The 25585-nt window shown below is 34.1% G+C and carries 29 protein-coding genes; 6 read left to right on the plus strand and 23 right to left on the minus strand.

What is annotated here, in order from left to right:
• Positions 1-15: 15 nt before the first annotated feature.
• The 4 genes from murQ to KZH69_RS06430 all read right to left on the minus strand — a co-directional run bounded on the left by murQ (position 16) and on the right by KZH69_RS06430 (position 3346).
• Entirely contained in the window at positions 16-828 is an 813-nt protein-coding gene (gene murQ / locus KZH69_RS06415) for an N-acetylmuramic acid 6-phosphate etherase (protein WP_219316619.1), read from the minus strand.
• A gap of 224 nt (positions 829-1052) precedes the next feature.
• Entirely contained in the window at positions 1053-1472 is a 420-nt protein-coding gene (locus tag KZH69_RS06420; protein WP_219316620.1) for a hypothetical protein, read from the minus strand.
• 348 nt (positions 1473-1820) lie between these two features.
• The gene (locus tag KZH69_RS06425; RefSeq protein ID WP_219316621.1) at positions 1821-2489 is read right to left on the minus strand and encodes a ZIP family metal transporter; all 669 of its coding nucleotides are present in this window, start codon (positions 2487-2489) and stop codon (positions 1821-1823) included.
• 92 nt (positions 2490-2581) lie between these two features.
• On the minus strand, positions 2582-3346 hold the full coding sequence (locus tag KZH69_RS06430; RefSeq protein WP_219316622.1) for a class I SAM-dependent methyltransferase: 765 nt from the start codon (positions 3344-3346) through the stop codon (positions 2582-2584).
• A 122-nt stretch (positions 3347-3468) separates the two neighbouring features.
• Between KZH69_RS06430 and KZH69_RS06435 the strand changes: the two genes are divergently transcribed.
• Positions 3469-4641: a THUMP domain-containing class I SAM-dependent RNA methyltransferase gene (locus tag KZH69_RS06435; protein WP_219316623.1), complete on the plus strand. Its 1173-nt coding sequence runs from the start codon at positions 3469-3471 to the stop codon at positions 4639-4641.
• A 113-nt stretch (positions 4642-4754) separates the two neighbouring features.
• Here KZH69_RS06435 and KZH69_RS06440 read toward each other — a convergent pair whose 3' ends face one another.
• From KZH69_RS06440 to KZH69_RS06455, 4 genes are all read right to left on the minus strand, one after another.
• Positions 4755-6227: an esterase/lipase family protein gene (locus tag KZH69_RS06440; protein WP_219316624.1), complete on the minus strand. Its 1473-nt coding sequence runs from the start codon at positions 6225-6227 to the stop codon at positions 4755-4757.
• 234 nt (positions 6228-6461) lie between these two features.
• A complete protein-coding gene (locus KZH69_RS06445) occupies positions 6462-7058 on the minus strand; it encodes a lysozyme family protein (protein WP_219316625.1) in 597 nt (198 codons plus the stop codon).
• A gap of 28 nt (positions 7059-7086) precedes the next feature.
• A complete protein-coding gene (locus tag KZH69_RS06450; protein ID WP_219316626.1) occupies positions 7087-8337 on the minus strand; it encodes a hypothetical protein in 1251 nt (416 codons plus the stop codon).
• A gap of 52 nt (positions 8338-8389) precedes the next feature.
• Positions 8390-8797 (minus strand): hypothetical protein, encoded by a 408-nt coding sequence (locus KZH69_RS06455; protein ID WP_219316627.1) that lies wholly within the window; start codon positions 8795-8797, stop codon positions 8390-8392.
• Positions 8798-9225: 428 nt separating this feature from the next.
• On the opposite strand from KZH69_RS06455, the gene KZH69_RS06460 reads away from it, so the two are divergent.
• Positions 9226-9462, plus strand: a complete 237-nt coding sequence (locus tag KZH69_RS06460) for a hypothetical protein (RefSeq protein ID WP_219316628.1) — start codon at positions 9226-9228, stop codon at positions 9460-9462.
• Positions 9463-9541: 79 nt separating this feature from the next.
• On the opposite strand, the gene KZH69_RS06465 is transcribed toward KZH69_RS06460, so the two are convergent.
• The 6 genes from KZH69_RS06465 to KZH69_RS06490 form a co-directional block, all read right to left on the minus strand.
• On the minus strand, positions 9542-10369 hold the full coding sequence (locus KZH69_RS06465; protein WP_219316629.1) for a DUF6048 family protein: 828 nt from the start codon (positions 10367-10369) through the stop codon (positions 9542-9544).
• Positions 10341-10880, minus strand: coding sequence for a DUF6452 family protein (locus KZH69_RS06470; RefSeq protein WP_219316630.1), 540 nt, complete (start codon positions 10878-10880; stop codon positions 10341-10343). Before KZH69_RS06470 ends, KZH69_RS06465 begins: the two co-directional genes overlap by 29 nt.
• An 11-nt stretch (positions 10881-10891) precedes the next feature.
• Entirely contained in the window at positions 10892-12304 is a 1413-nt protein-coding gene (gene rlmD, locus KZH69_RS06475; RefSeq protein ID WP_219316631.1) for a 23S rRNA (uracil(1939)-C(5))-methyltransferase RlmD, read from the minus strand.
• Between the two features lie 148 nt (positions 12305-12452).
• On the minus strand, positions 12453-12917 hold the full coding sequence (locus KZH69_RS06480; protein ID WP_219316632.1) for a hypothetical protein: 465 nt from the start codon (positions 12915-12917) through the stop codon (positions 12453-12455).
• Between the two features lie 283 nt (positions 12918-13200).
• A complete protein-coding gene (locus KZH69_RS06485; RefSeq protein WP_219316633.1) occupies positions 13201-13605 on the minus strand; it encodes a hypothetical protein in 405 nt (134 codons plus the stop codon).
• 67 nt (positions 13606-13672) lie between these two features.
• Positions 13673-14761 carry an AI-2E family transporter gene (locus tag KZH69_RS06490; protein ID WP_219316634.1) on the minus strand — a complete coding sequence of 363 codons (1089 nt, stop codon included), beginning with the start codon at positions 14759-14761 and terminating at the stop codon, positions 13673-13675.
• A gap of 208 nt (positions 14762-14969) precedes the next feature.
• Between KZH69_RS06490 and KZH69_RS06495 the strand changes: the two genes are divergently transcribed.
• Entirely contained in the window at positions 14970-15380 is a 411-nt protein-coding gene (locus KZH69_RS06495) for an OsmC family peroxiredoxin (protein WP_219316635.1), read from the plus strand.
• Positions 15381-15467: 87 nt separating this feature from the next.
• Here KZH69_RS06495 and KZH69_RS06500 read toward each other — a convergent pair whose 3' ends face one another.
• Together KZH69_RS06500 and KZH69_RS06505 are read right to left on the minus strand one after the other, a co-directional pair.
• On the minus strand, positions 15468-15899 hold the full coding sequence (locus KZH69_RS06500) for a hypothetical protein (protein ID WP_219316636.1): 432 nt from the start codon (positions 15897-15899) through the stop codon (positions 15468-15470).
• Positions 15900-15918: 19 nt separating this feature from the next.
• Positions 15919-16599 (minus strand): ArsR/SmtB family transcription factor, encoded by a 681-nt coding sequence (locus tag KZH69_RS06505; RefSeq protein ID WP_219316637.1) that lies wholly within the window; start codon positions 16597-16599, stop codon positions 15919-15921.
• 80 nt (positions 16600-16679) lie between these two features.
• Between KZH69_RS06505 and KZH69_RS06510 the strand changes: the two genes are divergently transcribed.
• Both KZH69_RS06510 and KZH69_RS06515 read left to right on the plus strand, forming a co-directional pair.
• Positions 16680-17846: a cytochrome P450 gene (locus tag KZH69_RS06510; protein WP_219316638.1), complete on the plus strand. Its 1167-nt coding sequence runs from the start codon at positions 16680-16682 to the stop codon at positions 17844-17846.
• A 16-nt stretch (positions 17847-17862) separates the two neighbouring features.
• Positions 17863-18219 (plus strand): antibiotic biosynthesis monooxygenase family protein, encoded by a 357-nt coding sequence (locus KZH69_RS06515; RefSeq protein WP_219316640.1) that lies wholly within the window; start codon positions 17863-17865, stop codon positions 18217-18219.
• 8 nt (positions 18220-18227) lie between these two features.
• Here the strand turns inward: KZH69_RS06515 and KZH69_RS06520 are convergent, their stop codons facing one another.
• The 6 genes from KZH69_RS06520 to KZH69_RS06545 form a co-directional block, all read right to left on the minus strand.
• Entirely contained in the window at positions 18228-18782 is a 555-nt protein-coding gene (locus tag KZH69_RS06520; protein WP_219316641.1) for a hypothetical protein, read from the minus strand.
• A 16-nt stretch (positions 18783-18798) separates the two neighbouring features.
• Positions 18799-19785, minus strand: coding sequence for an aldo/keto reductase (locus KZH69_RS06525; protein WP_219316642.1), 987 nt, complete (start codon positions 19783-19785; stop codon positions 18799-18801).
• 80 nt (positions 19786-19865) lie between these two features.
• Positions 19866-20753 carry a cysteine synthase CysM gene (gene cysM / locus KZH69_RS06530; RefSeq protein WP_219316643.1) on the minus strand — a complete coding sequence of 296 codons (888 nt, stop codon included), beginning with the start codon at positions 20751-20753 and terminating at the stop codon, positions 19866-19868.
• Positions 20740-21546 (minus strand): serine O-acetyltransferase EpsC, encoded by an 807-nt coding sequence (gene epsC, locus KZH69_RS06535; RefSeq protein ID WP_219316644.1) that lies wholly within the window; start codon positions 21544-21546, stop codon positions 20740-20742. The genes cysM and epsC overlap by 14 nt, the downstream gene beginning before the upstream one ends.
• 161 nt (positions 21547-21707) lie before the next feature.
• Positions 21708-22340: an SGNH/GDSL hydrolase family protein gene (locus tag KZH69_RS06540; RefSeq protein WP_219316645.1), complete on the minus strand. Its 633-nt coding sequence runs from the start codon at positions 22338-22340 to the stop codon at positions 21708-21710.
• Positions 22341-22396: 56 nt separating this feature from the next.
• Positions 22397-22855, minus strand: coding sequence for a hypothetical protein (locus tag KZH69_RS06545; protein WP_219316646.1), 459 nt, complete (start codon positions 22853-22855; stop codon positions 22397-22399).
• Between the two features lie 174 nt (positions 22856-23029).
• Between KZH69_RS06545 and KZH69_RS06550 the strand changes: the two genes are divergently transcribed.
• On the plus strand, positions 23030-24298 hold the full coding sequence (locus KZH69_RS06550; protein ID WP_219316647.1) for an NRAMP family divalent metal transporter: 1269 nt from the start codon (positions 23030-23032) through the stop codon (positions 24296-24298).
• 109 nt (positions 24299-24407) lie between these two features.
• On the opposite strand, the gene KZH69_RS06555 is transcribed toward KZH69_RS06550, so the two are convergent.
• Positions 24408-25568: a histidine decarboxylase gene (locus tag KZH69_RS06555; protein ID WP_219316649.1), complete on the minus strand. Its 1161-nt coding sequence runs from the start codon at positions 25566-25568 to the stop codon at positions 24408-24410.
• Positions 25569-25585 lie beyond the last annotated feature (17 nt).

Below are 25585 nucleotides of genomic sequence, written 5' to 3' on the forward strand. Positions count from 1 at the left end.
TTTTTTATTTATTAATTATTGTTTCCAATTGTCAACGGCTTTTCTGACACTTCCATATTTTGCAAGTAATTTACCTCCTTCTTCATAGGTTACCGGAATTTCTCCCATAATCATTTTTATACCACGATCTACCAATTTGCTGTTGCTTAATTGCATATCGACCATTTTGTTTCCTTTTACTTTTCCAAGCTGAATCATAGTGGCCGTGGTAATCATATTCAGAACCAATTTTTGGGCAGTTCCGGCTTTCATTCTTGAGCTTCCGGTTACAAATTCAGGTCCCACAATAACTTCGATTGGAAATTTTGCCGTTTGCGAAAGCGGACTTCCTGCGTTGCAAGAAATGCTTCCTGTACTTATGTTTTTGGAATTGCATGCCTGTAGACCTCCAATAACATATGGAGTTGTCCCAGAAGCGGCGATTCCTATTACAACATCATTTTCATTTACGTTGAAAGCTTCTAAGTCAATCCAAGCTTGAGTCGCGTTGTCTTCGGCATTTTCTACTGCTTTGCGAATGGCGGTATCACCACCGGCAATAATACCAACAACCAAATCAAAAGGAACTCCAAAAGTTGGAGGACATTCTGAGGCATCCAAGATTCCCAAACGTCCGGAAGTTCCGGCTCCAATGTAGAACAATCGTCCACCCAATTTCATTTTGGCAACAATCTCGGTTACCAATGTTTCTATTTGGGGTAAAGCTTTTTCTACTGCGTGAGGTACAGTTTTGTCTTCGTTATTGATATTGGTAAGTAATTCTTGAACCGACATTTTCTCTAAATGTTCATATTTTGAAGATTGTTCGGTGGTCTTAGTGAAGTTCATTGTTTTGCTTTAAAATTGACAACTTTTATACTTGGTAAAGTTAGGGAATTTTAAAACTTACTATTCTCTGAAAAATGAAAAAATAGTAATAAAAATGTTTGTTTTGCTTAAGATAACATTTTAGTAAACCAGTAATACTGTATCTGGAATATTGTATTATGGTTAGTTATAATTGAAAAAAAAGGTTCAACTTTAATTAAAAAGTTAAACCCTCATTTTTATTTTTAAACGCTTTTTAGAAAAGTGTCTTCTTCTCCTTCTTTTGTTTCTTCCTCCTCATTTGATTCGATAAGGGTGTGATGTAATCGTTCTGCCATTTTTTCTATACTATTCGTAATCGAATCGCAAACCAATTCCATTCTGCGATGTTTTTCTTCTTTGACCGCCCTTAAAACATTTTCAACAAAAACTTTGTCATATTTCTCGGCAACAGAATCACGTGTATTGGTCATTCTGATCACTGAATCATTACTGAATATTGTAACTCTAAAATGTTGTTCTTCGTTACTTAAATAATACTTTCCACCTAGTTCATCACAATTGATATCGGTAGCGCTTATTTTTAATAACTCAGTAATTATACCAAAAATATGATTTTCAATTTTGGTATATTCTTTAGGCCTTCTTCTAAAAAAATTAAACATGTAAACAGATGTTTATTAAAGTCCTTAAGTAATTTTTTCTCATTGTTTCTTCTGTGAATTTATTAATAATTTGGCGTCAATCTCATAAAGACAGAAACTTCTCAAGAATGTATTTTTGGCAAATTAATGGTAATATTTTTAATAATGCAAATTATTTGAATTATATAGAAGTTAATTTAAGTGATAGAGTCTAAATGCTTGATTATTCATAAAATATATCCGTCAGAATAACATTGCTCTAAATGAAAGTTTAACCAATAAAAAAGAGATAGTTTAATCGCTTTTTTATAAACGTTGAGAAATGAAAAACAATTTAAATTTTTTTTTATAAGGAGATTGTGTTTTTTTCTATATTAAGTACGCCAGTAGAATACCAATTACAATCATGGATACTTTGGCAATGTTGAATTTGTGCCCTTCGCTACTCTCAAAAATGATAGTTGATGAAATATGAAACAAAATACCAATAACAACGGCAGTAATCTCTGAGTAATAGTCGTTTAATTGCGGAATGAAGTCGGATACAATAGTGCCTAGAGGTGTCATTATTGCAAAAGTGACCATGAATAAGAAAATTGCTTTTCGGTTAAGGCTAGAGCTAACAAAAAAGGAAGTCAATATGATGGCAATGGGCAAATGATGAATCGCTATTCCTAAGGCTAAATCTTGGTGATGGCTTACCGGAAATCCTTCCAGAAAGGCATGAATGCAAAGGCTGATAAAAAGTAACCATGGAATTTGATACATTTTGGCATGACCGTGTACGTGACCGTGCTCGGCTCCTTTGGAGAAAAATTCTAATATAATTTGGAACAGAATACCCAACATTATAAAAAGCCCGATGTTATGGTTTTTATTTTCATACACTTCTGGCAGTAGATGCATTACGGTAAGCGAAAGTAAGAACGAACCACTAAACGCCAGCAATAGTTTAAGGTTGGTTTTGCTTTTTGGCTTTAGAAATAAAGCAATGAAATAACCAAGAAGTACGGACAGTAATGGTAGTAGGTAATTCATTTTTTTTGTTTAATCGTTTGTTTAGAGGTTTAACTGTTTAATTGTTTTTTGTTTAATCGATTAAACGGTTAAACAATTTCACGATTAACCAATTACTTAAAAATCATAATTAATCTTTCGCTTTCTGTTTTGTGGAATTTTTTCAGTTTATAATCGCCAAAAATATCTAATAAAAAGATACCAGCTTCTTCCATCATTTCTTCAAAATCCTTGAGGGTAAGAGCTTTTACTTTTTCGGTAAAATGATAATTGTGCCCTTGGTCTTCGAAATCAATTTCTTTGAAAATGTGCCCATCTTTTAGGTAGCGTTTGATATGGAAATCGATTCCATCTACGTGTTTTACTTCTTCGGGAACCAAAGTATTGAGAACATTGGTCACATTCATAAAATCGATAACCGCAAAGCCATATTCGGTTAGACTTTCTTTGATGGCCTTCAGTGTGGTTAGATTGTCTTCGTCGTTTTCGAAATAACCAAAACTGGTGAACAGATTGAAGATTGCGTCAAATTTATCTTCGAAGGTTTCTCGCATATCGTGCACTTGAAAATGCAAGGTTTCATTACTGTTTTTTTGTGCTTCTAGAATACTGTTTTCGGATAAATCGGCGCCTATAACATTAAACCCTAATTGGTTTAAATAAATGGCATGGCGGCCTTTACCACAAGCTAAGTCAAGCACTTTTGCTTTCTCGGGAAGATTGAGGTAATGCGTCAGATTGTCCATAAACAGTTGGGCTTCTCTGTAGTTTCTTTCTTTGTAAAGTATGTGATAATAAGGACTGTCGAACCAAGAGGCAAACCAATTTTCTGGATTGGAATTGCTAATTTGTGATTTGTTATTTGTAGAATCGGACATTTATTCTTTTTCAATTAATTTAAGTCCCGCAAATTTAGTGTATTTTTGCAGAAAATATACTATTTCAAACCGTTTAGGATGTTTGGAATACGCAATTTTAATATTGGAATTTATAAAGACAGATGGAGAATTTTAAGATGATTGCCAAAACCTTTTTTGGTTTTGAAGAAATACTGGCGAAAGAGCTAACAATGCTGGGTGCACAGGATGTGGAACAAGGGGTGAGAATGGTGAGTTTTAAGGGTGATAAAGGTTTTATGTATAAAGCGAATTTGTCTTTGCGTACGGCTTTGAAGATTTTGAAGCCAATTTATTTTTTTAAAGCGAGAGACGAACAATCGTTATATAAAGGTATAAGAGGGACAAATTGGTCTAAATACATCAATGCAAATCAAACTTTTGTAATTGATGCAACGGTACATTCGGAGTATTTTAACCACTCGGAGTTTGTTTCTCAAAAATGTAAGGATGCGATTGTGGATCAGTTTCGTGAAAGAACGGGACAGCGTCCGAGTATTGATAAAGCTTTTCCTGATTTAAGAATAAATATTCATATTGATAAAGATCAGGTTTCGGTAGCATTAGACACTTCGGGTAATTCATTACACCAACGTGGGTATAGGACGGCTACGAATATAGCTCCAATTAATGAAGTTTTGGCGGCAGGTATTTTGTTGCTTTCGGGTTGGGACGGTCAGACTGATTTCTTGGATCCGATGTGTGGATCTGGAACATTTTTGGCAGAAGCCGCAATGATTGCATGTAATATTCCGGCGAATATCAACCGTAAAGAATTTGCTTTCGAAAAATGGAATGATTGGGACAATGATTTGTTTGATAGTATTCAAGAAAGTTTATTGAAGCGTGTTCGTGAATTTCATTATACTATAAAAGGCTATGATAAAGCACCATCTGCGGTTCAAAAAGCAAGAGATAATATTAAGAACGCCAATCTTGATGAATATATTAAGATAGAAGAACAGAACTTCTTTGATACAGAAAAAACGTCTGAAGGAAAATTGCATATTGTTTTCAATCCACCGTATGATGAGCGTTTGGACATTCACATGGAAGAATTCTACAAAAGTATTGGTGATACCTTGAAGAAGAATTATCCAGGTACGAATGCATGGTTTATTACAGCAAACCTGGAAGCATTGAAATATGTAGGATTAAAGCCTTCCAGAAAAATTAAACTTTTTAATGCAAGTCTTGAAGCCCGTTTGGTCAAATACGAGATGTATGAAGGAAGCAAGAGAACGAAGTTTCAAACTGTTCCGGATGGTGCGGAATAAATAAGTCTTACGAATATAATCCCGATAGCTTCTATTTTTTAGAGGTTATCGGGATTTTTGATTTCAAATTTGTTTTGCATAATATTTATATGTTTTTTTAATATAAACTGCTGCTACTCAACTATGCCTTTATCGTTCCATTTGGTTTTGCTAAAATCAAAATCTTTCGGGTATTTAGTAATGTTATTTATTTGGAAAACGTCCTTACTAACAACTCTTTGAAGAACAATATCGATTAAAGTGGTACTGTTGGGTTGAATTGTTTTTTCTAATAAATCTTCGGTGGCCTTAATTTCGCATGGTACAAATCGAACAAAACCTTCTTGTGGTCTAGGAATAATTTTTAATCCAATTTGAGTAATCCCCTCAGTTCTTTTTCTATATTCATTTTCAGGTGCACCAACTATTAAATCATAGTTAAAGTAATAGGTGATTATTTCCTTATTTATTGAGTTTTGTTGGCGATCGACTACAAATCCAGGAGGAAAATTGTTGGGGTTATTGTCTTCACCTGCGGTAAGTAGAATGTCAAAATCAGTAATGGGGTAACCCTCAGAATCGGTAATTCTAAAAATTACTTGCGAGAATCGGTCATGAATAAAATGAGTGTGGAAAAATAAAAATTCCGGTGCTGATTCTATCAATTCATTTTGTTGAACAATACTGGTTTCTGCTCTGAATTGTTTTTTTAGGTCATTATATTTATCTACAGAGTCAATGTTTATGCATTTGAAAATTGAAGTTACGGTTTCTTTACTTTTTTCATCTCTTGACTTTCGTACACTATTCATAATTCCCATTTCTGAACCGGAGTGTGATTTTCCAGTGATAATTCTTAAAGGCACTTCCGGAGATTCCTTATATTGAGCTACATCAAGTGTTGTTGAAATCTTAATTTCATTATTAGTGGTTTTTATTGTGTTTTGTTTTAAATGAATGTATCTCGAATTCAAATTAGCTGCCGCAGTTCTCACCACTCCATCAGATCCTAATTCGCCTGTATAAGAATTTAAGTGGTCGTATAGTTTTCTGTCAATAGATTGTCCTGTTAAAACAAATGGGTAAATGCCCTGTTTTCCAATTTGATATCCATCAGATAGGATCCATTTTTTGTTTAATTCCCAGCTAGATTTGCTTCCTAATTCAAGCCAGTTTAATACCCTTTGTCCTGGTTCAACTCCATCAAAAAATGATTTAATTCGGCTTAGTTTTGCTTTGCCAAGTTTTGCTAAAGCAGATCCGAAATTGGCGGGAGCAAGCATAATTAGATGACTAATTTTTGTTGGACTATTATCGTAAAAATAATTCCACCAATGACGTACAACGGGCCCGCCAGTAGAATGAGTTATGCATACAAAACTTTGGATTCCTAAAAGTTGCTCTTTAATTGCCGAATCGAGTGCTCTGGCAATGTCATCCAAGCCTACTTCATCGTGAAAGCTTATGTAGCGGCTTAAAAAAATATGCTGTATATCGATTTCTAAATTGTTTTTTGCAGCTTCTAATTGTAATCTTTGGGGTAATTCACCATATGTGTTAAGATTTGTAACACTCCAGCCATGAATAAATACTATAGTTTTTCCCATTTTTTTTAAGTTAAAAGATTTGCTTTTTTTTAGATATGTTGACCAACGACTTTTTATTTGATTCTTGGAAAATTAGTTGGTGTAATTATTAAACAGGTTAGTGTTTAGATAAAAGGATTTCGCCTATCGTGACAGACTCTTGGCACTTGTTTTAAATTTTTTTATAGATTTCCACTTATGAGTTTATGTCTTTCTAAACATATTTTATGAAAATACATTATTCTGGAGACAATTTTACACGGTATGACTTATAGCTGCATAATATTTTAAGGCATAGTCTTTTATTAAATCCCATTTATCAAGCCCATTAATTATTTTTCGTGCATTTTTCCAGTCTTCGATCGTTGGGTTAAAGAAACTGGATAGTTTTGCACCTGTAAACCATCCTTCGGTCATTCCGTAGAACATAATTTTGGTGGCATTGGATATTTCCATAACAGCAGCTGCATTGTGTAAAAAATCCTGATGGAGTTTTTGGCTTGCTTTTTCATAATTTTCGTACCATGTAAGTTGTACAAAGCCGCGACCATAAAAAATTTCGGTAGTGTCAGTATAAGGGATGTATTTTTTGTTTTTGTCTAAAGCCATTTTTAGGCGGCTTGCATAAGGTCTTCCTTTTCCTTTCCCCCATTCTTCTATGGGTTGCATGGTACGACCTGTTTCATGATGCCCTGTGCCTAGCATATAAGCTAGCCATCGGTCATCGTTGTGTGAATAGTTTTTATCCCATTCATCTAAAATAGCTGTCAATCCATTTACTTGTTTGGCACTAAAACTACCACCAAATAAGGTGATTCTTGACTGATCGAAGAAAAATTTCCGGTTTATCATGATTAAAGTTTTTAGGTATTTGTTGATTTTATTTTGATTTTAACTCAGATTTTCCAAGTCCATAGTTTATGCCAAATAGTGTGAATAGAGTGCTGTCAGAACCAAAATTGGTTCCGTAAGATCCTGTGAGATATAAATTTTCACTGATTTTATATTGCAAAGTTCCCACTCTTCTTTCGCTATTTAAATTGCTGTCATTAGAATAATCTCTTTTTAGATATTCAAATGAAAGGGATAATTCTTTTATGGAATATTCAATCTTGAAGCCAAAATCAAAGGCTTTTTGTCTGTAAAATTCATTAACCGTATTTTCGTTGGATATATTATCACTGATAAATCGGGAGCACATCATTAGGGTAAGGTTGTCGTTTAGTTCCTCATGATCAAAACTGAACGCATTCAGTGTTGCGTTTATCCAGACTCCGCTTCGGTTGAAATGTTTGTTTTCTGTTTTATTCTCGGGAAAGGCTTCCGAATATGCAAAGGCTGCGTCAACTTGGAATAAAGGAAGGTCATCTAGTTCTTTAAGATAGTTTTGGCTGAGTGTGTCTTTTTTTATGTTGTTTTCTAATAAATCAGGAGCTTGATTTTCTAAATCATCCAATTTTTTTTTGATCAATGTTTTTCGAGTAATCGCATTTATATATTTTTCATTGATGGCCCGTTTTAAGGAGTCATTGCTTTCGGCCATTAGCTCGCCATAAAGTTTTCTAATTCTATTGGAAGTAGCATTAAGTTCCTGTTCAAGGGAATCTGTATCTTTTTGGTTGGGACGTAACTTGATTACTCTTTCAGAAAAATTAACCAAGGCTGTTCTTAATTTTTGATTTTGTTTCTCATTTCGATATGTAAATACATTCGTTCTCATTCCGAAAGCAATATAGTTAGTGTTTTTTACTAAACTTCCTGAAGTGGAATCGCTATAAACCGATGCAATTGACATACTCATTTTATTGAATAACCCCGTATATGAGTTTGATCTGTTTTCTTCTTTAATGTTTAAATATTGGGATACGGTTGCATTTTTGTTTTTAAAGTACCAATAAGGAGAAACTTCCAAAGCAAAGTTTTTAGGAAGTGCTGTTCCGCTGCTGGTTAAACTCATGAGACTTGCAGCAAATGCTTTTGGGTTAGAAGGTTTGTCAATAGTATTGGGTGCAATATCTAGAATTTGAAAACCAGGAGCATTCAATGTTTTGAGATCCTTAATTTCAATGTCTTGTGCAATTAAAGGAAATGTATAAAAGAGTAATAGTATTGAAAGAATATTATTTTTCATCCGAAAACATGATTTGGTTATGTTTTTATTTGGTTTGAGTGATATCATTCGGTTATTCCAAAAGCAAGTCTATCCTTTTAATAACAACAATAGTTTCTCCGCTACTGCTTTTCTTTTTTTCGGAAGAAAGTAATTCTATAGGTTGTTTTTGATTGGCTTTTCCACCTTCTAAGTAATAATGAATCTCTAAGTTTTTGAAACAACTTTCCCAAGCTGATTTAGGGACCTTTGTTAATACAATATCCGTTTCAATTTTTATTGTGGTACCATCTAATTTAATGTCAGTTCCTAAACTGGTTTTACTGATTAAGCCTGCTCCATTAGTTGAAAATCCTTTGTTTATGATGCTACCGTCTTGAAATAATTTTACTTCCGTAGTGGCAATACCGTGTGTAGAAACAGTAACAGTAATAAAAATTTCATTTTCTTTTTTTTCAATAAAGTAAATTTCATTGTCCATAATTGTGTGTGTTAAAAATAATGAATACCATTTTTTTTCGATTTTGAATTAGATGGATTGAGTATTCTATTGTTTTCTTTCAAATTTGTAAACAATTTCTAGCTTAGAAAGTTAGTTTTTGTAATTGAAAAAAAGTATTAAGATTGTATTACTTTAAAAAATAAAAGAGCATCTGTTTTTATTGCTTTAATCTATAATTTAAATTGTATAATACTGTTAATTAGTATGTTGTGTTTTTTGTGTGTTAATTGTATATAAAATTAGTACATAAATCAATAGAAAAGCAAATAAAGTTAATTATTGTTAAATTGTAATAGTTTGACTAATATTTTAAAGACTTATTCAAGTGGTGAAATAAATATTTAGTTTTTTTGAGGATTATCTATATTTTCAATTAATTTTGGGGAAGATTATTAAATTGATTAAAAATGACAAAATTACAAGTTAGGGCATTTCTATACAATCTAGGTTGCTTTGCGATATTGTTTATCTCATTTCGTTATTTGGTAGAACAATATACCAATTTATCTGGATTTTGGATTCCGATGACAGCTTTCATAGCAGGAACTCTGTTATCTCCAAAATTTCAGGCTGCCAAGACCAAAGACGGTGAAAAACTATTCATGTCTTGGCTATTTATAAAAGGAATTAAGGAAATTGGATAGTGGACTAAAAGGAAAAAGGAGTAAAATTGAATCAAAAAGTTCAATTTTACTCCTTTTTTTATGATATTTAATTTTTGGTTTATTTCTTCTTAGGAGCTGTTTTTGTTGGCGCAACTTTCTTTTTGTAGATAGGAATGAAATAGGAAACGGTGTAGTTAAAGCCCGCTCCGAAATTCCCATCATATGTTCTGTTAAATCCTGGAATATATAAGTTTTCAAAGTTGCCAGGCTCCGAATTGGTTACTAGCATTTTCAGCTGTAAACTAAATCCAACATAGATATTATTAAACACTTTTACATTTATTCCAGCCGCAACTTCAGCCCAACTTGCAGTTAAACCATTGTATGTTTCTTCAGAAGGAATGCTTGGGGACTGCCCAAAGTAAGGATGCGGATTATAAATTTCGTAGCTGTTTAATTGTTCACTAAAGGTGCTAAAACCATACCGCATACCTACAGTAATCATGTTTTCCATGTCCAGCCAATTGGTGTAGCCATTATAGTCAAACCCCACTTTCAGATAGGAACCTTTACTGGTGGTGTTCAATTGTGGGTCGTCAATAGTTACATTTTCATTGCCTATCTCGCCATATAAATAGTATTTTTTGGTCAATCGATAGTCGCCTGTAAATGCTATTCCTTTATAATCAGAATCATAAAGTGATCTAGCAATTTTGTTTATGTCAACACCAACAATCAATCCGTATCGGTCAGTTTTGGGTTTCAGGGTGTCTGTTTGAACGGTTTTACTTTTTTTCTCTGTATTTTTCTTTGCCGTGGCTGTACTTTTAGTTTCCGTTATTTTAACGTCTTGCTGAGTACTTGTTGTAGTCTTCTCTTGCGCCTGTACAAATAACAGTGACAACAAAAAGCAAAAACTAAAAGAATATTTTAATGATTGTTTCATTTTCGTATGTTATGTTATTTTGTGCTACTATCGCATATTGAATCCACTTTCCGTCTGAAGTACTAGAGTCAGTAAGTGTAAAAGGATTGTTTAGGTCTAAATTGAATATGGTTTTAAATCCGCAAGCTCTGGAAACATAGGCATTTTCTCGGGTATATTTAAATTCTAAGTTGTCTTCATTTACAAGAAGTGGGTTTTTATTTCCATAATTGAGAATAAACTTATATTTCACTACATCCGCATCTGTTTTTAATGGAAGCAAAACGTTATTTTCATTTGTCACATATTTAGCCTCATCAATTCCGGTTGGGGTTAAAACAACACCGTCGGTCATTCCTTCACCAATAACTTTTAAATTGGTAACGTTTTTCTTTAATGAAGGATTCGAAATATCGAAAAATTGAATAAGCATTCTTGGTGTAGTGGGCGTATTTGGGTCGCAAATATCATCTGGTTCACAACTGGAAGAAGCGAAACCGAGAATCAATAAAAATGCAATTATTTTTTTCATTTAAATGGGGCTTATCGTCTTTCCAAAAGTACAACATTTTCAACGTGATGCGTTTGCGGAAACATATCCACAGGGCGCACTCTCGTAACTTTGTATTTTTCGTCCATTAATGCTAAATCACGAGCTTGTGTAGCCGAGTTACAACTTACATAAACCACTTTTGAAGGCTCTATTTTTAGAATTTGTTCGATAACGTCTTTGTGCATACCATCTCTTGGAGGATCGGTAATAATAACATCCGGTTTGCCGTGTTGTGCAATAAATTCTTCGTTAAAAACTACTTTCATATCCCCAACAAAAAACTCGCAATTTGTAATTTCATTGCGTTTTGCATTGGCTTTGGCATCAATAATTGCTTCGGGTACACTTTCTACACCAATAACTTTTTTGGCATTTTTAGATACAAATTGGGCAATTGTCCCCGTTCCAGTGTATAAATCATAAACGATTTCATTTCCTGTAAGTCCAGCAAAATCTCTGGTTATTTTGTATAATTCGTAGGCTTGATCGGAGTTGGTTTGGTAAAAAGATTTAGCGTTAATACTAAATTTTAAACCTTCCATTTCTTCCAATATATAATCTCTTCCTTTGTATAATTTGATATTGGTGTCATACAAAGTATCGTTTGCTTTATTGTTTACCACATATTGCAACGAAGTAATTTGAGGAAATTTCTCGTAAAGATGATCTAAAATCAATTCTCTGTTGGCTTTGTCGTTTTCAAAAAACTGAATCAAAACCATAATTTCTCCAGTTGAAGCTGTTCTCAACATCAAAGTTCTTAGTAGACCTTCGTGTGCTCTCGGGTTAAAGAAAGTCAAACCATGCTCATTCGCAAAGGCACGAACTTCATTTCGAATGGCATTTGATGGGTCTTCCTGCAAATGACATTTGTTGATGTCCAGGATTTTGTCCCACATTTTCGGGATATGAAAACCAAGCGCATTTCTATTGCCCAAATCTTCTTCGCTTCCAATTTCGGCTTCGGTCAACCAACGGCTGTTCGAAAACGAAAATTCCATTTTATTTCTGTAAAAAAACTGTTTTTCAGAGCCTAAAATCGGTTCGAATTCAGGAAGCTCTATTTTGCCAATGCGTTGCAAATGGTTTTTTACCTCATTTTGTTTGAAAACCAATTGTTGGCTGTAGTTCATGTTTTGCCATTTGCAGCCACCACAAACTCCAAAGTGTTCACAAATTGGATCCACACGATATTCTGATAATTCATGAAAATGGACCGCTTTACCTTCATAATACGCCTTGCGCTTCTTGAAAGTTTGTACGTCAACGACATCCCCAGGAACTACATTTGGGATAAAAACTACTTTTCCATCGGGAGCTTTTGCCACCGAAACGCCTTTTGCACCAGCATCAAGGACTTTTATTTGATGAAAGACAACTTTGTCTGTATTTTTCTTTGCCATAGCGCAAAAATAAGGCTTTGGATTTATTTTTGGATTTTAATTCTATTTTTTTTTAAAATAAAAAATCTCGAGAAGTTAATAGGTTGGAGTTTCCAGTTTTCGAGTGCAGTTTTTATTTATCTTATTTGAAAACGCAACTGAAAACTGATTACTCAAATTCATCTTTCCAGTCTTTGGTCGTGATGGTCGAAGCCTTATTTTCGGTATTCATAGTAACCCGAAGTTCCTTATTGGCTTTAGCATATTCGAAAAGAGCCTTGAATCGATACACATTTGTGTTGTCAGTTTTGTTCGGAATCATTTCTACGAATTCTAGATCCTTAAAAAGTCCATATTTTAGATTGTATTTCACACAGATTTTTTTGATGTTCTCAGGCGTAGATTTTGCAATGACTTTGTCCGTAGCTTCACTTTGCGTAAAAGGCTTGAATTTAGTGTCGTTACAGGTCATCAAAATCCTTTTTCCTAGCTCATAGGCTTTGTTTTTTTGGGCTTCATCGACTGTGCTCATTTCAGTCGCATCTACACTTTTACCCATTTTTTTTCCATTTACGTTTTTAGTTTTACAGCCAATAGACAATAACAGACAGCATATTATAATTACTTTTTTCATAATAATATAAGTTTCTAATAGAACGTAAGTTACCGAATTAAAGTATAGTTTTCTCATTATAAGAGCCTAATCCCGCTTTTCGCTTCAAATCCTCGTTCTGGAAGCAATAACACTAAGCCCGGAAAGGAGCTTCCGTTGGTCGCTCTTTCAAGGCAAGTGTTATAGTACTTCCAGAACTCCGGGTTTTTCACTATAATCGGGGGCAGGGGATGTATAGAGAGATTTGGGATTGAAAATTATCAAAAGGCTTAATCCCCAGAATAAATTAGGTTCTAACCAATCCTTAATTATCCAAATCAGAGTATACCAATGTTGGCTTTCCATTAACGCAATCTACTCTTGTTGGAGGTAATATTATATCGCAGGTAGAAATAACACCCCATTTTTTATTATAAGCATCTTCCGCTTTGGTGTAATTCTCTACTTTTTTAAGGAATTCAGTAACATTAATTTTTAAGGAGTAAGCGATATATCCAGATGAACCTCCACATGCTTTTGAACCAATGGTTGTAAAAGACCATTCTGCTGGGTTGGTACATGGGTTGGTATTGACCATTGAGGTTGAAATAATTTCATCATACATTTTGGTCATATTTTGTGTTTCCGTTTCTTTCGTAGAAGAATCATCAGTATTGCAACTGAATAGAAATAGATTAAAAGCAAGAAATAAAAATTTTATATTTTTCATAAGGGTTCTTTGATAACTAGATGTTTATTTAAACTAAAGGTTGCGTCAATTAAAAGAAAAACAGACTTTAAATTTGCTGTTTTTTTGATTTCCCATCACTCAATAACACTGATAATGACTTTAGACTTTTAGTTCGGTCAGCTATTAATTTTATAATACTAATAAATGGAATGAACAGAATCATTCCTGCTGCTCCCCAAAGAATTCCCCCAGCAATAATCATAACTAGTACAGCGAGTGTGTTTATCTTCAAGCGACTTCCTACGGCGTAAGGAAATATAATGTAAGCTTCCAGCACTTGTACTAAGGAGAAAACGGCAATTACTCCCAATGGATACCAAATAGAATTAAACGTAATCCAAGCAACTGTAATTGGCAATAGCGACGAAACCATAATACCGACATAAGGAATAAAAGTAAGTATGGAAGCGGTAAAACCAAAAAGGAATGGATAGGGAATACCAATAATGGCAAGCCCGACACTATTCAAAAGCCCAACTATTACATAAACGACAAGCATTCCTTTTATGAATTTGTAGTATTCGTGAATCGTTTCGACAATAATTTCGTGAATCACTTCTTTTTTGTCCAAAGGAAAAATATGGTACAATGCTTGAACCAATAATTGGCGATAAAATAATATCAATGCCGAAAAGATGGGGATTATTAAAAGATAGAATATTGATTCTGATAAGGAATAAACGGTATTTTTAACAAGTGAAAAAACTTGAGAACTCGAGTTGTTTATTGTGTTTTTAATATAGTTGAGTTGTTTTTCCTCGTTGATTCCAAATTGGTTCGTTAGAAAAACGCTCAACTGGTTTGTGGTTTCCTCTAGCTTTGTTTCCAAAGTTTGCCATTCATTTGAAAACTCCAGGATTTGAGAGAAAAGAAGGAATAGAATTGTTGCAAATAAAAGTCCAATAACGCTTAAGGAAAGTCCAATAGCTACATTAGAATTTATACCTTTTTGTTCCAACCATTTGCAGACAGGGTATAGTATAAAACTAATAAGCATAGAAAAACTTAGCGGAATAAATAAAGATTTTCCAAAGTATAAGAATACCATTGTAATAAACAAGTACTGAAAAATTTCAAGAGTGGTAAATTTTTTAGATAAATGGGATGAGATGGGTGTTTTGGAAGTTGGTACCATATCATTTTTGTTTTAACTGTTGAGTTAATTATTTGGTTCGATTCAATTTCTAATAAGATGGATAAGTGATTGACTTACAAGGTACAAAATATTACGGAAACAGTATTCTTTCTTCCTTGTATTATTAAATTTTAGTTAAATAAATCAGTTACTAAATTCTTTTTTTTGCTAAAAAGCTAAATTTGAGTAAACTAAAAACACGTTTATTATGAAAAGAAATGCAACCGCAGTTTGGAATGGCTCATTGAAAGAAGGAGCCGGTAAATTAACAACACAAAGTAAAACTTTAGACAATACCCAATATTCATTTAAATCCCGATTTGAGGAGGGAGTAGGAACTAATCCTGAAGAACTAGTAGCTGCTGCACACGCAGGCTGTTTTACCATGCAACTTAGTGCTTTTATAGGCGAAACGAGTGCCGTAATTGAAAGTATCGAAACGAAATGTGATATCAATTTAGTGGAAGGAACAATTGTTAGCTCCCACTTGACAGTTAATGCTAAAATAAGCGGGATTTCAAACGAAACGTTCCAAGAGTTAGTGACAAAAGCAGAGAAAAATTGTCCAATTTCAAAACTATTCACTGCCGAAATCACAACAGCAGCTACTTTGGTTTAAAATAATAATAAAAAAAGAAAAGGTTCCGTTTGTCAATAAACTGAACCTTTTGTTGTTTTTATATAATTCTTTATTTAGATTGAATGGCTATCCTTTCTTCTTAATCAATTCGTAGTTTACAATGGATAAAAAGTAAAAAAAGCTATCTGCAGTAATTTTTCCTAAAATAATTCCAACGAAATAATTTCCAGTTAGAATTGGCATCCAATACATGCAAAACGGGCGAATAAAAAAGAAATCCAAAGCAGCAGGATAACCAAATTCAAGAAATAAATTCCGAATTAAGTACAAGATTCCCTTTAGAGTCGTTTTTCCATGCTGAAGTTGATGTCTTTTGTAAGATCGGTATATCATAACACCATAAAAAGCAAAATATTCGGCAAACGTGATTAGATACGCTGTAACCAACCCACTAAAAATTCTGCTGAATTGAGATGCTATTAAAGCCGCGCTGGTGGCTGCCAACTCAGAATATTTGTAACGATCAAACCATTCTTTGAAATTTGCTTTATTGAACATTTAGTTGTGTTTTTAGGTATTATAAATCAATTCTAAAATGGGTTTGTATTTCTTTTTTGCCTTTGGCTGTTACAACCAGTGCTCTGGAACCTCTAATTTTTCGTACCCAATCCTCGTGAACCATTTTGTCTAATAGGGCTGTGGCAAGCGAACCTGCTATATGAGGTCTTCTTTCACTCCAGTCCAAACAAGGGCGAACGAATGAGCGTTTTTGTTGTTTTAAAACGCTGAGAGGGATTCCAAATGAAGCAAACCATTTTTCGCCTTCTGGACTGACTTCAAATCCTGTTGTGTTCTCAATAATTAATTGTTGTTGCAATAAGCTATCGGTAAGAGCCACGCCAACTTTACCTGCTATATGGTCGTAGCAAGTTCTGCAATATTTTATCGGAGATACTTTTTGGGATTCTATTTTTTTTGTATTGACAGTTGGAGGTACTAAACTAATCATTGCTTCAATGGCATATGCAATCTCTTTTCTGGCGAAACGGTAATATTTGTGCCTTCCCTGACTTTCTACAACCAATAAGTTTGCTTGCACTAATTTAGTCAAATGCATACTGATATTCTGGGGGGAAGTAGTAACCGTAATTGCCAACTCAGTTGCGGTAAAAGCTTTTCCTTCTAGCAAAGTCCACATTATGGTTGCTCTAGTTGGATCGCCAATGAGAGTAGCGATTTGTTTAAATTGATTTTCCATTAATTGGTGTCGACAGTTAAGTACAAAGTGAAGTGTTAGAGAAGCAAAGGTAGTTATCTTTGAAAAATAATTTAGAACACATGACAACAACTTTATTTTTGCAGTCAGAAATTCAAGATCCTTACAGTTTGTATCAAAAGATGCTTTATCAAAATCCCATTTATTGGGACGAAGAAAACGAACTATGGGCACTGTATTCCTATGATGGCTGTGTCACCATTCTCAATAGTTCGGTGGCATATATTCCAGAGATTAATCCAGATAATGAGCAGGGATTAAATAGCAGCGCATTACAAATAGCGCTTCAATTGGCTCGATTGAGTAATGGAATTCATCATGATATCGCTCGGGAAGTGGCTATGTTTTTATTTTCTAATATGAATGTTATGACCACAAACAAAATTCTAAAGGAGTTACTGAAAAAAGGAGAAAACGGCCCCGCACTGGATTGGGTAAATTCGGTTTGCAAACAATTGCCAGTAGTAGTGGTTTTGAAAAGTTTTGATTTTAATGATAAAGATTCACTTTTTATTACTGAGAATATTGAACAACTTACCAAGATAATGATTCCTAATAAAACGCAGGAGCAGATAGAATTTATCAATAGGATTGCAAAAAAGATTTATTCGTTAGTAGAGAAACAATTAATTAATTCAGGTTTAGGCAATTCCTTAGTAGATATCCTTTCAAAAAAACACCAAATTGGGGCGGAAAAAGTAATGTCCTTGCTTGTGAGTAATTTAATTGGATTATTAATTCAAAGTTATGATGCGGGTCGAGGGCTTTTGAGTAATGCTTTACTTCAAATACTAAATAAAGATCTTGCCCATTTGGAGTTATCTAACGAAAGCGATTGGATACAAAGGATAGTAATAGAAACATTGAGGTTTGATCCACCAATTCATACTACTAGAAGAGTTGCAGTAGAAGATATTGTTTTGAATAAGGTGGTGGTAAAAAAAGGAGACAAAATACTCTTGGTACTTGCTTCTGCGAATCGGGATGCAAATCAGTTTTTGAATCCCCAAGTTTTTGATACAAATCGAAATAATAATGGATCACATTTGACCTTCGGAATTGGAGGACATGAATGCTTAGCCAAACATTTTTCGGTGAGATTAGCCACAGATGTCTTGCAGTATTTATTTGAAAAGCATAAAAGCATTGCTCTTCTTGATGACAAGATCGAATATGAGTCCTTATCCAATGCCAGGCTTCCAAAGAATATTTTAATTTCCATTGAATAAAATAAAAAGAAACATCATGATTGCAGTAATTTTTGAAGTACTCCCAGGCGAAGGGAAAAAAGCGGAATATCTAGAAATCGCTGCCCAATTACGACTAGAACTAGATAAAATTGAAGGTTTTATTTCTATCGAAAGATTTCAAAGTTTGAATGATCCGGAAAAAGTATTGTCTTTGTCTTTTTGGAAAGATGAAGAAAGTATTCAACAATGGAGAAGTCTTGAAATGCACCGTTGGGCACAATCCAAAGGGAGGGATGGTATGTTTAAAGACTATCATCTTCGAATAGCGGATGTAAAACGAGATTATGGTATGTTTGATAGAGCAGCCGTTCCATCAGACAGTAAAAGATTTCACGCCAAAGAGGAGAAATGATATTGTTTTTAATCTTTTTTTGAAAAATACTTATTCTTGGCAACAGCCAATAAAGTGATGATAAGAATACTAAAATAAAGAGAAGTTAAGACACTTTTTAAAACCGTAAAGAAGCTTGTGATTTGAACTTGTATTACACTTATATTGGGATAATTTTTTAGCATTGTTATTATTCCAAAATTTTCAGCATAATCAAAAAGTCCAGAAAACAAAGGAAGCAAACACAAATAGAATAATTTCCCATCTAGTTTTCCTAATTTATTTAGGAAATATGCTAGAACCAAACAGGAACTAACTCCAAAAAGGAAAGGATATATCAAATCTGATGGAAGCTGATGATACAAGTAGGAATCTCTGCCGGCAGTTCCTAAAGAATTAAAAAGTGTGTTGACATATTGAGTATCATACCCCGTGGGCATCATATCCAGAATTTTCATTCCTCCAGAATAGTGCATTACTTCGGGAATGGTAACAATTAGCATAATGGCATATACTACGTTGCAAAGTATAAACAACGATAATACGGTTTTACCTTTTATACTCCTTTTGATAAATGCTCTCATAGTTCATTTTGATAAATTACCAAAGTTGATGTACTTGCGGTTTGATGTATTGCTCGTAAATGGCATTCATAGCGGTAATTTTCTCGGGAGTCAGTTTTGGTAAATCATACAATGAAAGATTGGATAAAACATGACTTTGATTTGATGCTCCAGGAATAATACAACTAATTTCGTTAAAACTTAGAATCCATTGCAACGCAATTGGAGCCAAGTTGGTAGCTTCAGGAAATAAAGCTTTTAATTCTGCTACGGCTTTTAAACCCAACTCATAATTAATTCCGGAGAAGGTTTCTCCTTTGTCAAAAGCAGCTCCATCTCGATTGAAATTTCGATGATCTTGTTCTCCAAAAGTAGTTTTGGAATCAAATAAACCAGTCAATAATCCGCTGGCCAGTGGTACTCGGGCAATAATTCCGATATCTTTTTTTTGAGCTTCTTTAAAAAATAATTCAGAAGGGCGCTGACGAAAAAGATTGAATATAATTTGAACCGTAGTTACATTTGAGTATTCAATTGCCTTCAAACCTTCTTCTACTTTTTCTACACTAACACCCAAATTCAAAATTTTTCCTTGATCTTTTAAACGGTCAAACATTTCAAAAATCTCGGGACGGTAAAATACTTGATTGGGAGGACAATGCAACTGAATAAGATCGATTGTTTCCAATCCTATTCTTTTCAAACTGTCTTCTACAAATTTCTGGAGAACTTTAGTTTGGTATCCTTCATTTACATGCGGATTGATGTGTCTGCCGCATTTTGTCGCTACATAAATGCGTTCGGAACGAGAACGAACCACTCTACCTACTGCAGTTTCGCTTAATCCATTTTCGTAAACATCGGCAGTGTCAATAAAACTCACACCGTTATCAATAGCAGTATTGATCAATTCGTCTGCGGTTTTGTCATTAAAGGGAGAGCCCCATTTACCGCCAACTTGCCATGTTCCAAGCGCTATTTCTGAAATATTGAAATTGGTTTTTCCTAGTTTACGATAGTTCATTTTTTCTTTTTTAAGTTTCTTTGTTTCTAAAACTCTAAGATGCTAAGTTTTTTAAAGTTTTCAGAATTTTAGCATCTTTATCAATCAAATAAATCTGAAGATAAATAACGGTCTCCGCGGTCACAGATAATGGCTACTACCACACCAGATTCCAATTGATTGGCGATTTTTACGGCTACTGCAACAGATCCTCCGCTGCTCATTCCTGCAAATACACCTTCTTCCTGCGCTAATCTTTTGGTCATTTCACGAGCTTCTTTTTCGCTGACATCAACAGTAAGATCTACTTTTGAGGCATCAAAAATTTTGGGCAAATATTCCTGTGGCCATTTTCGAATACCCGGAATTTGTGAGCCCTCACTCGGTTGTGCGCCAATGATTTGAATATTAGGATTCTTTTCTTTTAAGTACGTTGAGGTACCTATGATGGTTCCCGTTGTTCCCATTGCCGATACAAAATGGGTTACCGTTCCATCAGTATCATTCCATATTTCGGGGCCTGTGGTTTTGTAATGCGCTTTCCAGTTGTCATCATTGGCAAACTGATTGAGCATTACGTACCCGCCTTCGGCAACTTTTTTGTCGGCATAATCTCTGGAACCTATTATTCCCAAACTAGCAGGAGTTTGAATAACCGTTGCGCCATAGGCTTGCATGGTTTGTGTACGCTCAATAGTTGAATCTTCGGGTAATACCAATTCGATTTCTATATTGAATAATTGGGCTATCATGGCGAGAGCAATTCCAGTATTACCACTGGTTGCTTCTATTAATTTGTCTCCTTTTTTGATATCGCCTCTTTCAATAGCGGATGCAATCATATTGTAAGCGGCACGGTCTTTTACACTTCCTCCAGGATTGTCACCTTCGAGTTTTAATAAAAGTTTTACATTTTTATTTTTAATTAATCTGGTGGTTTCCACCAATGGCGTATTCCCGATTAATTCTACTAATTTATAGGTTTTCATTTTTCTTTTTCTCTTTTATTTTAACTTCTGTTGTGGTCGTATTCAATACTATTGAATCCGCTGGAATTGATTTTGTTACCCATGAATTCCCACCTACAACACTGTTTTTGCCAATAACTGTGGTTCCTCCCAAGATGGTTGCATTGGCATAAATACATACATTTTTTTCTACAGTAGGATGCCTTTTAGAGTTTTTCATTTCTTTGCTCACGCTCAATGCGCCCAAAGTTACTCCTTGGTAAACTTTTACATTTTTTTCAATAACAGCGGTTTCCCCAATTACAATTCCTGTAGCATGGTCAATAAAAAAGGGAGAAGCAATAGTAGCTCCTGCATGGATATCTGTTCCTGTAATGCGATGTGCATATTCGCTCATTAATCTTGAAAAAAGCATTAAATCCAACAAATATAATTCGTGACTCAATCTGTAAATGGCAATGGCGTAAAATCCTGGATAAGCAAGGTAAATTTCCTCCAAGCTATTGGATGCCGGGTCGTTTTCCAAGATATAGGAAGCATCTTTATTTAAGTTTTCGAGTACAGAGGGTAATTTGTGCAAAAAATTATCCCAGGCACTTTCACAGGAATCTTGTGCTTTTTTGCAGGCCAATGAAGCTATTTCTTTGAATTGTTTTTCTAATTGATCGATGCTTTCGTCTAGTGGTGCATTAGAATCAAATAAAGTGTAAAACAGTTTTTCGGTAAAGGCTTCCGTTTTGGTCTTTATGCTGTAATTTATAGAAAAATGGCTTTTTGAAGCACTAATATTTTGAACAATCAGATCTTTGGTCATGATTATGAAATTGAATGTTAATTTTGAAAGGATAAAAGTAAGGCGTTTTTCAGAAAAAATAACAATGATTAACTAAAGAATTAGGTTAATAACCCATTAAGTAAATAGGTTTAAAAGGATATAACAGAATCACTATTTTTTTTGAAATTATATCACATTAATTACAAATTACTAATGATTCTTTCAACGATTGGTTCCATAACTCGATAGCCTTCTTTGTTAGGATGTACTCCATCTTGGGAATAAATGGCTTTTAGACCTTTTCGTTCATCGACCATAACCGAAAAATAATCTACATAAGCAATGTCATTTGCTCTGGCATATTTTAGAATCAATTCATTCAATGCTTCGATTTTATCGGCGGGTTCCATTCCTCGTTTCCAAGGAAAATCATTAGCGGGGAGTATTGAACATAATATTACTACAATGTCATTTGCTTTGGCCAATTCACACATGGAAATAAGATTTCCTATGATTGTTTCGAGTGTTGTTGGGCCTGTATTTCCTGCAATATCATTGCCTCCAGCTAAAATTACGACAATTTTGGGTTTCAGTTCAATTACGTCCGGTCTGAAACGCAAGAGCATTTGTGAAGTCGTTTGGCCGTTAATGCCTCTATTGATATATGATTTGGCAATGAAAAATTCGGGGCTAATCTTTTTCCAGCCCTCGGTTATGGAATCTCCAAAAAAAATAATCCCTTGTTCCCCTAGAGGCGGAGCTGAAATCAATGTATTTTCATTTTTGTATTTGTTTAAATAAGCCCAATCGGGGAATTTTAATTTTTCTTCCATGAATAGTGGATTGTAATTGAAATGTCTAGCGTTTGTTAAAAAAATGCCAATACTGATTAGTCTTTTAAACGCTTATATTTTTCAGTTATTATTCGATCAATGCCCAGTTTCTCTACTTTTTCAACACCTTGTTGTGTAAGAGTGTCATTCTTTATGGAAACTTTAAATTCAAATTTGTTGTTTTCCCATTCCCTGATGGAGAAATATTCTAAATACTCGGTGTAAGTGTCGTTTACTAAAGTGTATTTTCCTGCTCCTGCCGAGAACTTCGGATTAGGTTCTTTTCCCATTGTTAAATCATGTTGAAAAAAAGCAAAATGATCCGGGTTAATAATTTTTATCATTTTTACTTTTGGGTCAAAAGTAGAAAAAGTGGAATCTTTTTGAGTGGTTGTTGCCGAAATGAGTTCCCAAGTTCCAATAATTGGTAAATCACTATGTTTGGTTTTATTTTGATTACTACTGCAGGAGTAACTGATTATTGAAAAAAATAATAAAGATAGTTTGATTTTCATTTTAGTGTTTTAGTTATTGAAAATAAAAACAACTAAAATACAATTAATTTTTGCATTTGGATTTATTTAGACTTGAAACAATGGTATAAAATATGTAAATTAGTAAGGTATTATTGATGATGAATTCCTTAAAGCGGGTTCCAGCCTTTTTTTAAATAATTGTAAAAAAGTAGAATGAATAATAAAAGTATATTGAGAAAGAAAATTGCTCATTTTTGGAAACTGCTAGGGCCAGGACTCGTAACAGGAGCGAGTGATGACGATCCTTCCGGAATTGCGACGTACTCACAAGCGGGAGCGGCTTATGGACTTACAACTTTATGGAGTTCGATTGTTGCTTTCCCGTTGATGGCAGCTATACAACAAATGTGTGCGAGAATTGGTTTGGTAACCAGTCAGGGTTTAACGGGGACTTTGAAAAAAAGTTATCCAAGACCCATTTTGTATTTGATGCTTTTGTTTAGTTTTCCGGCTATCATTATGAATATTGGTGCTGATATTGCTGGTATGGGGGCTGTAGGTAATTTGCTTTTTCCTTCTGTTGATGCGTCTTTTTTTAGTGTATTTTTTACGATTTTGCTTTTGGGCCTCATTATCTATCTGCCGTATCAAAAAATAGCATCAGTACTTAAATATTTATGTATTGTAATGTTGGTTTATTTTATAGTTCCCTTTTTATACAAACAAGATTTTGTAGCCATTATGAAAGCTACATTTATTCCAACGATTCAGTGGAATAAAGATTTTATTGCAATCCTTGTTGGTATTTTGGGGACTACTATTTCACCATATCTGTTTTTCTGGCAAGCTTCAGTTGAGGTTGAGGAAATGAAACATAAGAGAAAGCATTTAATGGTGAATAAAAAAATCATTCATGAAATGAAGCAAGATGTTGATTTTGGAATGACTTTCTCCGGATTGGTGATGTATTTTATCATTCTGACGACAGGTACGGTTTTGTTCAAAGGTGGAGTACATCAAATAGATACTGTAGAGCAAGCAGCTCAAGCTTTGAAACCTTTGGCAGGAAATATGGCTTATCTACTTTTTGCAGTAGGTGTAATAGGGACGGGACTTATTGCTATCCCAGTATTAAGTGGTTCATTATCTTATATTTTTAGTGAAACCTTTGGATGGGAAGAAGGATTAGATAAAAAATTTCATGAAGCTAAAGGATTCTATGTTATTATTGCTATATCCTTATTGCTTGGTTTATCGCTAAATTATGTTGGAATTTCACCTGTCAAAGCACTGATTTATACCGCAATATTATATGGGCTGACAGCTCCTGTTTTGATTGCGATCATTTTGCATGTTTCTAATAATAAAAAAATTATGGGAGAATTTGTAAACGGATGGTTAACCAATATTCTCGGATTTATAGCTTTGATTATAATGACTTTGGCTGCGGGTGTGTTGATTTATTTTCAATTTGTTGATTAAGCCAGAATTAAAAAAGTCATAAGATTGATTTTTATTAAGTCAATCTTGTGACTAGATTTCAGAATTAAAATTAATAATAGTAAGATGTTTTTTTTAATTAAATAAAAAATTAGAAACTAAATTCCGCTATTTCTTCTGGGTTTTCTATACAATTTTCTATATCGTTGATGAAAAGATCAATTTGTTTTTTGGTCACATTAGGCATGCAAATAATATGGGAGATTTCGCCCTCGGTTGCCAATTGCCATTTTGATTTTACTTCTTCAGCCGCTTTTGGAAAAACTACTGTAATGGAATTTGGATTTCTCCAAGCTGCAATTCCTATGTTTTTTAGTCTTTGTTCGCAATAATCAGCAACTTCTAAGCTATGCAGATACCGTTTATTTAGACCTTCAACTCCTAGTTTTTTTATGGCATACCATAAAAATAATGGACAATGACCGTTTCTTGAACCTGTAATTGTGGTGTCTAAAGAACCGATGTATGAGATTCCTTTTGAGATGCGATCTCTATTGGAACGCTTCGTGATAATGACTCCAGTAGGAATAGGAGAACCTATAAATTTGTGTCCACTGATCGAAATACTGTCCGCGCCATCTTTAAAATCAAAAGGGAGTCTTGGCTCCATAAAGGCTCCATAGCTTCCAGATAGCGCCGCATCACAATGGATGTAACTGTCTTGAATGGCCAGTCCTTTTAGAATATCCCTGATTTTTGATACATCATCTTTGGCTTCTTTCATAGTTGTTCCAAAAGTAGTAAGCACAATAGCAGGCTTATGACGATTCATTTTTAGGGTATTCTCAAAATCAACATAGTCGATTTCTCCATTTTCCTGAGAGCGAATAACAATGCTTGGAATGTTAAGTAAGTGAATGTTTTTTCGAACACTGTAATGCGTCGATTCCGAGTAATAGACCATTGCTTTTGGATATAATTCGCGGGCCAGATACAATCCATACAAATTACTTTCGGAGCCTCCATTGGTGACATAACCCCAATAATCTTTTGGATTGGCACGGAATAATTTAGCAAAAAATCCAACCACTTCTCTTTCCAATTCATGGGTTTGTACTTTGTAGGTGCAGTCCTCAAAAGGATCACCCAGATTATTGATAGGATATTTTAAAAAATGATTGATTTCTGAATAGTCAAAATCCTTGGATACAGGATAACCCAAGAAATTATCTCTGGCATTTTCTATGTATTGATTCAGTTCGAATAAACGTTGATTGTCTTGCTCGGATAATGATTCTGAAATAGGTAGCATAGTATTTAATTTTACTG

The sequence above is a fragment of the Flavobacterium taihuense genome (assembly GCF_019351435.1).
In the GTDB taxonomy this organism is placed as follows: domain Bacteria; phylum Bacteroidota; class Bacteroidia; order Flavobacteriales; family Flavobacteriaceae; genus Flavobacterium; species Flavobacterium taihuense.

Excerpts from the sequence above, each read along its gene's own strand:
- murQ (WP_219316619.1), bottom strand. The coding sequence starts at position 828 with ATGAACTTCACTAAGACCACCGAACAATCTTCAAAATATGAACATTTA.
- KZH69_RS06420 (WP_219316620.1), bottom strand. The coding sequence starts at position 1,472 with ATGTTTAATTTTTTTAGAAGAAGGCCTAAAGAATATACCAAAATTGAA.
- KZH69_RS06425 (WP_219316621.1), bottom strand. The coding sequence starts at position 2,489 with ATGAATTACCTACTACCATTACTGTCCGTACTTCTTGGTTATTTCATT.
- KZH69_RS06430 (WP_219316622.1), bottom strand. The coding sequence starts at position 3,346 with ATGTCCGATTCTACAAATAACAAATCACAAATTAGCAATTCCAATCCA.
- KZH69_RS06435 (WP_219316623.1), top strand. The coding sequence starts at position 3,469 with ATGGAGAATTTTAAGATGATTGCCAAAACCTTTTTTGGTTTTGAAGAA.
- KZH69_RS06440 (WP_219316624.1), bottom strand. The coding sequence starts at position 6,227 with ATGGGAAAAACTATAGTATTTATTCATGGCTGGAGTGTTACAAATCTT.
- KZH69_RS06445 (WP_219316625.1), bottom strand. The coding sequence starts at position 7,058 with ATGATAAACCGGAAATTTTTCTTCGATCAGTCAAGAATCACCTTATTT.
- KZH69_RS06450 (WP_219316626.1), bottom strand. The coding sequence starts at position 8,337 with ATGAAAAATAATATTCTTTCAATACTATTACTCTTTTATACATTTCCT.
- KZH69_RS06455 (WP_219316627.1), bottom strand. The coding sequence starts at position 8,797 with ATGGACAATGAAATTTACTTTATTGAAAAAAAAGAAAATGAAATTTTT.
- KZH69_RS06460 (WP_219316628.1), top strand. The coding sequence starts at position 9,226 with ATGACAAAATTACAAGTTAGGGCATTTCTATACAATCTAGGTTGCTTT.
- KZH69_RS06465 (WP_219316629.1), bottom strand. The coding sequence starts at position 10,369 with ATGAAACAATCATTAAAATATTCTTTTAGTTTTTGCTTTTTGTTGTCA.
- KZH69_RS06470 (WP_219316630.1), bottom strand. The coding sequence starts at position 10,880 with ATGAAAAAAATAATTGCATTTTTATTGATTCTCGGTTTCGCTTCTTCC.
- rlmD (WP_219316631.1), bottom strand. The coding sequence starts at position 12,304 with ATGGCAAAGAAAAATACAGACAAAGTTGTCTTTCATCAAATAAAAGTC.
- KZH69_RS06480 (WP_219316632.1), bottom strand. The coding sequence starts at position 12,917 with ATGAAAAAAGTAATTATAATATGCTGTCTGTTATTGTCTATTGGCTGT.
- KZH69_RS06485 (WP_219316633.1), bottom strand. The coding sequence starts at position 13,605 with ATGAAAAATATAAAATTTTTATTTCTTGCTTTTAATCTATTTCTATTC.
- KZH69_RS06490 (WP_219316634.1), bottom strand. The coding sequence starts at position 14,761 with ATGGTACCAACTTCCAAAACACCCATCTCATCCCATTTATCTAAAAAA.
- KZH69_RS06495 (WP_219316635.1), top strand. The coding sequence starts at position 14,970 with ATGAAAAGAAATGCAACCGCAGTTTGGAATGGCTCATTGAAAGAAGGA.
- KZH69_RS06500 (WP_219316636.1), bottom strand. The coding sequence starts at position 15,899 with ATGTTCAATAAAGCAAATTTCAAAGAATGGTTTGATCGTTACAAATAT.
- KZH69_RS06505 (WP_219316637.1), bottom strand. The coding sequence starts at position 16,599 with ATGGAAAATCAATTTAAACAAATCGCTACTCTCATTGGCGATCCAACT.
- KZH69_RS06510 (WP_219316638.1), top strand. The coding sequence starts at position 16,680 with ATGACAACAACTTTATTTTTGCAGTCAGAAATTCAAGATCCTTACAGT.
- KZH69_RS06515 (WP_219316640.1), top strand. The coding sequence starts at position 17,863 with ATGATTGCAGTAATTTTTGAAGTACTCCCAGGCGAAGGGAAAAAAGCG.
- KZH69_RS06520 (WP_219316641.1), bottom strand. The coding sequence starts at position 18,782 with ATGAGAGCATTTATCAAAAGGAGTATAAAAGGTAAAACCGTATTATCG.
- KZH69_RS06525 (WP_219316642.1), bottom strand. The coding sequence starts at position 19,785 with ATGAACTATCGTAAACTAGGAAAAACCAATTTCAATATTTCAGAAATA.
- cysM (WP_219316643.1), bottom strand. The coding sequence starts at position 20,753 with ATGAAAACCTATAAATTAGTAGAATTAATCGGGAATACGCCATTGGTG.
- epsC (WP_219316644.1), bottom strand. The coding sequence starts at position 21,546 with ATGACCAAAGATCTGATTGTTCAAAATATTAGTGCTTCAAAAAGCCAT.
- KZH69_RS06540 (WP_219316645.1), bottom strand. The coding sequence starts at position 22,340 with ATGGAAGAAAAATTAAAATTCCCCGATTGGGCTTATTTAAACAAATAC.
- KZH69_RS06545 (WP_219316646.1), bottom strand. The coding sequence starts at position 22,855 with ATGAAAATCAAACTATCTTTATTATTTTTTTCAATAATCAGTTACTCC.
- KZH69_RS06550 (WP_219316647.1), top strand. The coding sequence starts at position 23,030 with ATGAATAATAAAAGTATATTGAGAAAGAAAATTGCTCATTTTTGGAAA.
- KZH69_RS06555 (WP_219316649.1), bottom strand. The coding sequence starts at position 25,568 with ATGCTACCTATTTCAGAATCATTATCCGAGCAAGACAATCAACGTTTA.